The 6,583-nt window shown below is 36.9% G+C and carries 2 protein-coding genes and 1 tRNA gene; all 3 read right to left on the reverse strand.

All coding sequences use genetic code 11. The features are described 5' to 3' along the window. Positions 1 to 27 precede the first annotated feature (27 nt). On the reverse strand, positions 28 to 1,653 hold the full coding sequence (locus tag G7Y57_RS09080; protein WP_221412121.1) for a RagB/SusD family nutrient uptake outer membrane protein: 1,626 nt from the start codon (positions 1,651 to 1,653) through the stop codon (positions 28 to 30). 31 nt (positions 1,654 to 1,684) lie between these two features. Next, positions 1,685 to 4,798 (reverse strand): SusC/RagA family TonB-linked outer membrane protein, encoded by a 3,114-nt coding sequence (locus G7Y57_RS09085; protein ID WP_221412122.1) that lies wholly within the window; start codon positions 4,796 to 4,798, stop codon positions 1,685 to 1,687. A 1,568-nt stretch (positions 4,799 to 6,366) separates the two neighbouring features. Beyond that, positions 6,367 to 6,449: transfer RNA gene (locus tag G7Y57_RS09090), tRNA-Leu, on the reverse strand. Positions 6,450 to 6,583 lie beyond the last annotated feature (134 nt).

The raw sequence follows: 6,583 nt of genomic DNA on the forward strand, positions 1-6,583 counted from the left end.
GAATAATGTTCTAATCCTATTATGTAATTAATATCCAGGATTTTGAGTTAGGTTTTTATTTAGAAGAATTTCTTTTCTCGGTATTGCCCATAGATAATCACGGTCTTTACTGAAATTTCCTCCGGCATACTGAATGTAATTATAACTTCCACTGCTCTTATCAAATTTAGCACCACGGAATGGTTCTCTCAATACAATCTCGGCTGTCCTCCAACGGCGAAGGTCGAATATGCGTAATCCCTCGAGAGCTAGCTCACAGCGACGCTCGTTGCGGATAACATCGCGCAAGGTACCTTTGTCGGTACTAGGCATATTCATTGCTTTAGGTACATTATAAAATTTAGCTCTTTGTCTTAGCAATTTTATTGTTTGATTCCATACTGTATTATCCATTTGACCCAATTCGTTTTTAGCCTCGGCATGCATTAGAAGTACATCGGCGAAACGGATCAAAGGAAGATTCAAGTTAGAATCCCAGCCCCCACCTTTGTAAGCTGTCGGCGATGGATCACAGAATTTACGGTAATAATAGCCTGTGGCTGTCTGTGCTGTACCTGCGCCGGTAAATTTGTCTGATTTTTTACCATCGGGAACAACTCCATCAGGATGAGTAACAATCGTGTACTCGTTACCATTTCTGTCTATCCATTTCGAACCGTCGTATGCAATGGTAGCCCCCATTCTTGTATCACGATTAGCATAATCAGGATCGCTGGTAGTCCATTTTTCACCATTCAGCATCAAATAGCTGTCTACTAAACCTTGTGTGGGTGCAGCAGAGCAAAGACGAGCATCAGCCGACATGGGAGCGAAATCGACCAGATTACTCCATAGCCTCAATTCGGGTACAAATTGATAATCCAGAATTATTTCTTCATTATATTCATTGGCTACCCAAAATAGTTTTTCATAGTCAGGGAATAAAGAATAGCTTCCGTATTTTGTCGAGTTTACCAGCTTATCAGTATATTCAGCCACTTTTGCATAATTATTCTCATATAAGTAAGCACGTGCATTCAAGGCTATTGCGGCACCAGCCGTAACTCGCCCTCTATCCTTATCTGCATACTCCTCGCGGGTCGATAAAATCTCTGCTACATCTTCTAATTCCTTATGTATCCATGCCTGTATTTCACTTTGAGGTTTACGTGGAACAGTTTTACCCTGCTCGAGTGATATATCTTCTGTGAAATGAGGAATATCACCATACCAGGTAGTTAGTTGAAAATATAGATAAGCGCGGATGAAACGAATCTCGGCTATTCTGTTTTGTTTCACTTTCTCATCGATGTTGGTTATGCGATCGATATTGGCTAAGAAAGTGTGACAAGTTTTTATTCCTCCGTAATAGTCTCCCCACTGGCTCGCAAAACGTCCGGTAGAAGCATCGGCAATTCCTGTAGAAATACTCTTTTCGTCAGTGGTTCCATAACCATTATAGACGTTGTCACTCAATATTTCATCATTAAATATATATTTGCTGTCAAACATCTGGCGATATCCCATTGCCACCACAGAGTTGGCTTTTTCTTCAGATGTCCAATATGTTGCGTCCGTGAATTTATCGGTAGGCTCAATATCCAAATCAACGCATCCGGTGAGTAGCAGGCTCGCCGAAAGAATGATTGGTGCACCATATTTTATAAATTTCATTTTCATGTTGTTTTATTTATTTGTTTTCTACTTAAAACTCAATGTCTATACCACCACCATAGTATTTCAAAAATGGATAGTTACGTCCACTATTTGCTCCTTTACTATCCATATTTGATCCAAATTCAGACGATTCAGGATCTATCCAGGAGTTTTTGGTGAAAGTCAGAAGGTTTTGTCCATTAACATAAAAACGAGCTTTGCCAATGCCGATTTTCTTAGTCCATTCTTTAGGTAGTGTGTAACCGAGTTGAATGTTTTTCAGACGTACATAGGCTGCGTTTTGTATCTGAAAATCAGATCCTTTTCCATAGTTGTTCGTTGTAGATGACGTAGAAGGAGCTGTAAGACGAGGCCAGCGTGCATCGGTATTTGCAGGAGTCCAGTAATCAAGTTGATGTTCGAACATAACGAACGAATATCCACCATGAAACGGTTCGAAAAGTTCGCCGCGTACTGCCATATCACGTTTACCTACACCTTGCCATAGCATGTTGAAATCAAGACCTTTCCAATTAACATCGTAATTGAAACCAAAAGTATATCTAGGGAAAGCATTTCCTAATACGAAACGGTCTTGGTCGTCAATTATACCATCGCCATTGCGGTCTATATACTTGATATCTCCCGGTTGAGCCAACACTCCGACAGGAAGTGCCGAATTTTTGATTTCTTCTTCGTTCTGGAATAAACCATCGGTTTTATATCCATAATACGAATATAGTGGTAGTCCGACACGGATGATACGCTCTATTTCGTCCGATTTATCAATCTGTTGGTAACCTTCAAACTTGGTTATTTCATTCCACGAATCTCCTATATTGAAGCCGAATGCATGATTAAATCCACTATGACTGAGGTAATAGTTGAGGGTTACTTCCCATCCTTGGTTTTTCATTTCTCCACGGTTTGCCTTAGGTACGGCACCACCTACAACCATAGGTGTTTGGGGAGTTAATAAAATATCTCTTGTTGTTTTGTGGAAGTAATCGACCGACGCCGTTAATGAATTGTTCAGGAAGGTGAAATCTGCTCCAATATTGAATGAAGCTGTTGTCTCCCATTTCAAATCGGGGTTGCCAAAGGTATATCCAGTTCCGGGTGTTGCTGTGTTATTAAAACCGTATTGATTTTGATAGATAACATAAGTGGTAAAGGTCTGATAATCGTCGATATCCTGATTACCAAGTTCTCCGTATGAACCGCGAATTTTGAAATCACCTATGTTTTCTTTCCAATAATTTAAGAAGCTTTCTTCGGAAGCTCTCCATCCTAAAGACATGGAAGGGAAGAATCCCCATCTGTTGTTTTTAGTGAACTTAGAAGAACCATCATAACGGAAACTTGCTTCAGCATAATATTTCTCGTTGTAATTATAGCCTGCACGTCCAAACCAAGAATAAATACTTCTCTCGGTAGTACCTCCTACGGTGTTATAGCTACTCGGATCTATAATTGTACCTTCGATAGGAATACCTAATACCGGATCTACATATTGTTTCTTAATTTCGTTTCTCTGTTGTCTGTATGATTCATTTGAGAACCCTGCCAGAGCTGTTACGTTATGGACTTTACCAAAAGTACGATTATAATCAAGCATTGCTTGTAGATTCAGTACAGTAGATTTTCCGTTATAATCCTCTATGTGATAGTCTTTAGAGCTGTTTGCATTCACAGGCGTATCACCTCCGTCAAGACCGTATATAGGCCAGTAGAAACGTCTGATAAGGCGGTGTTCGGGTCGAAGTTCGAATCCTACTAATCCTTTAGCTCTCAGTCCATTTATTATTTCGAATTCACCATTTAAACTTCCTTGGAAATGGTCGTTGTCTGTTTTAATATATCCACCATGTTCTAATTCGGCTAATGGGTTGCCTCCTGTCAATACATCGTTGTTGTAATAGCGTCCATTTTCGTCTTTTAATATATAATTATTATAGACAGGAAGACGGGAGCTGTTTGCAATCAAGAAACCTGTATCTCCTTGGAATGATTTTCCTTCGGATCTGTCGTATGCCATTATCGATGTAATTTTTAGACGTCCGATATTTGTTGTCAGGTTTGTACGTAAGTTGTAACGCTTGATTCCATAGTCGGGACCTTTAAAGTTACTGTCCTGATTGAAATAGCCGAGGGAAACCATATAGGTAGTGTTCTCCGATCCTCCTTGTACACTCATATTATAGGTTTGTTGCAATGCATTTTTAAGAATCCCTTTAAGGAAATATTCACTATCGCCGCCTTCTGCAAATTGGCGAATTTCTTCAGATGAATATATCGGATTCTGTCCTGTGTTTACATAAGCATCATTGCGTAATAGAGCATTTTGATAACCTTTTACGGGAGTAGCTAAAACATTTGGATTCTGACTACCAAGCATAGCGCTAAAACTAACAATGGGCTTCATATTTAATCTACCTTTCTTAGTTGTAATCAATATAACACCGTTTGCCGAGCGCGATCCGTAAATTGCAGCACTACCTGCATCCTTCAATATAGACACATTTTCTATATCGTTCGGGTTCAATTCGTTCATATTATTTATGTCGGAAGCGATTAATCCATCGATAACAATTAAAGGGTTATTATTACCTAAAGTACTAATACCACGAAGGTTGATATTCATGCTATTATCGTTCGGATTCATGCTTCTTTGTTGAATAACAAGATTGGCCGCAGTTCCTTGCAGGGCTTGAGATAGATTTGCCACCGGACGGTTCTCGATAAGTTTTGCTTTTACCTGATCTACAGCTCCGATAACGCTTCTACGGGTAGTTGTACCGTAACCGATAACAACCACTTCGTCGAGAATTTTAGAGTCTTCTGACAAGACTATGTTGTATTCTCTTCGGCCGTCCACTCTTTCATCTTTTGTTGTGAAACCAACGTAAGAGAATTGTAATGTGCTGGCAGGTGGGCAAGATAGCGTGAATTTACCATCTACATCTGTGACCGTTCCCTGAGCAGTACCTTTAACAAGAACATTTACCCCAATTAATGTTTCTCCCGATTCATCTTTTACAGTACCCGATACGGTTACATTTTGGGCATAAATACTTGTAGTTGCTATACAAAAAATCAATAGACAGGTCAGCCTGTATATTTGATCTTTGTGTTTATAGAATAAATGTTTTATTGTATGCATATTCATATTTTTAATTAAGATTTGGTTAATTTAATCGTCTTTCTTTTAGTGATTTGAGACTGAATTGATTCAGATCCTTTTTTTCATGATTTTTTGTTTTTATGATTAGTTGGTATATTATTTTAGTAATCTGATCATTATATATGTGTATGTACGATTTCTACTCGCGATACTTTGCAAGTAGAAATAATATTTTTTTTTATTATGATAAATGATTTGAAACTCTTGTTTTCGAATAAAGAGTTCGACTTCTCTTTGTTCTTTATAGACGCTTTCCGAGGTGAAAACAGGATGTGATAAAACAGAAAAAGTCCAAACAATTCCTGCATAGAAATTATTCGGATCTTATATATGTTAGATAGAAAATTTGACTGGTTGTTTGTGTGCTTTAATTTTTGTATATTAAGCTCTCTCTCTCTCTCTCTCTCTCTCTCTCTCTCTCTCTCTCTCTCTCTAATAAAACAAACATAACTACCAAATTTTCAGATGAAAAAATAGTAGGTAAATATATGTTGATTTGGGTGTTTTGCATTGAATATTAGAGCTATACTTGTTATATTAAAATATATTAATAACGAGGCTTTTATAGTGGCTTTTGCTATATTATATTCTTGTTGATTATGATTTGTTAACGATTGTGCGAATGTATTTACTAAAATCAACAGGTGACTTTCAATTTTGATTTTAAGACTTTGAAAAATGACACTGAAGTGTTGTGTCGGTTAGATTTAACAGTTACTCTAAATGGAGGTGATCACAAAATTTCAAGAAGTGTACTAGCCTGTATTATTCTTATAGTTAGTTGATTATTCTATTTTTTTCTACTCTTTATGGCTTGAGTCGTTAGGATAGATATTTTTGGAATATATAGTTTTTTGATATGCTGTTTTTGGCTGTTTAGTCCGCCTGATTATATTCTTAAATGTGAGCATAATATTATTTGTGATTTTAAGTATATGGGTAATTCATTCAACGAACCCCAATAATAGGTTGTGAAATTTTCTCTTCCATCTGTTTTTTTGGACAGGGAAGTGGTAACTTATACTTATTAGATAAACTGATTTGCTTTTTTGAAATAAATTTTTAATTTTACCCACAGAAAGGTTATGAAAAAAGCAGATTTGAATGCACTTGGCATAGAGGGAAATTAAAGTATTCACTATTATAATTTACAATATATGATGAAAAAAAGTAAGTCAATAGATAGATTGAGGGTTGAAATATTGTTGTTATTAATTAATATTTCTTTGGTTGGTGTTTATATCGGCTTTTTGGGAAGAGAGCAGTTGGTAGCTTTCTTTTCTTTCATTTTAGGAAAATGAGATATGTTCTGCACCTAAATTATTGGATATGGTATTCAGTATAAGATACTTATTTAAATCAAATTTGTATTGTAATAATTGGCAATTCTATATAGATGATTTAAAAACTCTGAACTATTTCTGAACAACATGCCTTAAACCGTGTAAAACCGTCTTAGAATAGTATGCTTTTGATGTGTTATATGGGGGGGTAAAAACACAAAAAAAGCGATTACTTTTTGTAGTAATCGCCTGATTTTTAAATTGTACTCGGAGCGGGACTTGAACCCGCACAACCTAATGGTCACAAGATTTTAAGTCTTGCGTGTCTACCATTCCACCATCCGAGCATCCTAAGAGCGAAAGACGGGGTTTGAACCCCGGTCGCTATATATTTGAAAATAAATCTTTTCCAAATTAGAAAAAAGACCGGGTACCGATTTAGTATCTTTTATTTGTCGTGAATTGTCAAACAGATGTCCGC

The sequence above is a fragment of the Dysgonomonas sp. ZJ279 genome (genome assembly GCF_011039205.1).
In the GTDB taxonomy this organism is placed as follows: domain Bacteria; phylum Bacteroidota; class Bacteroidia; order Bacteroidales; family Dysgonomonadaceae; genus Dysgonomonas.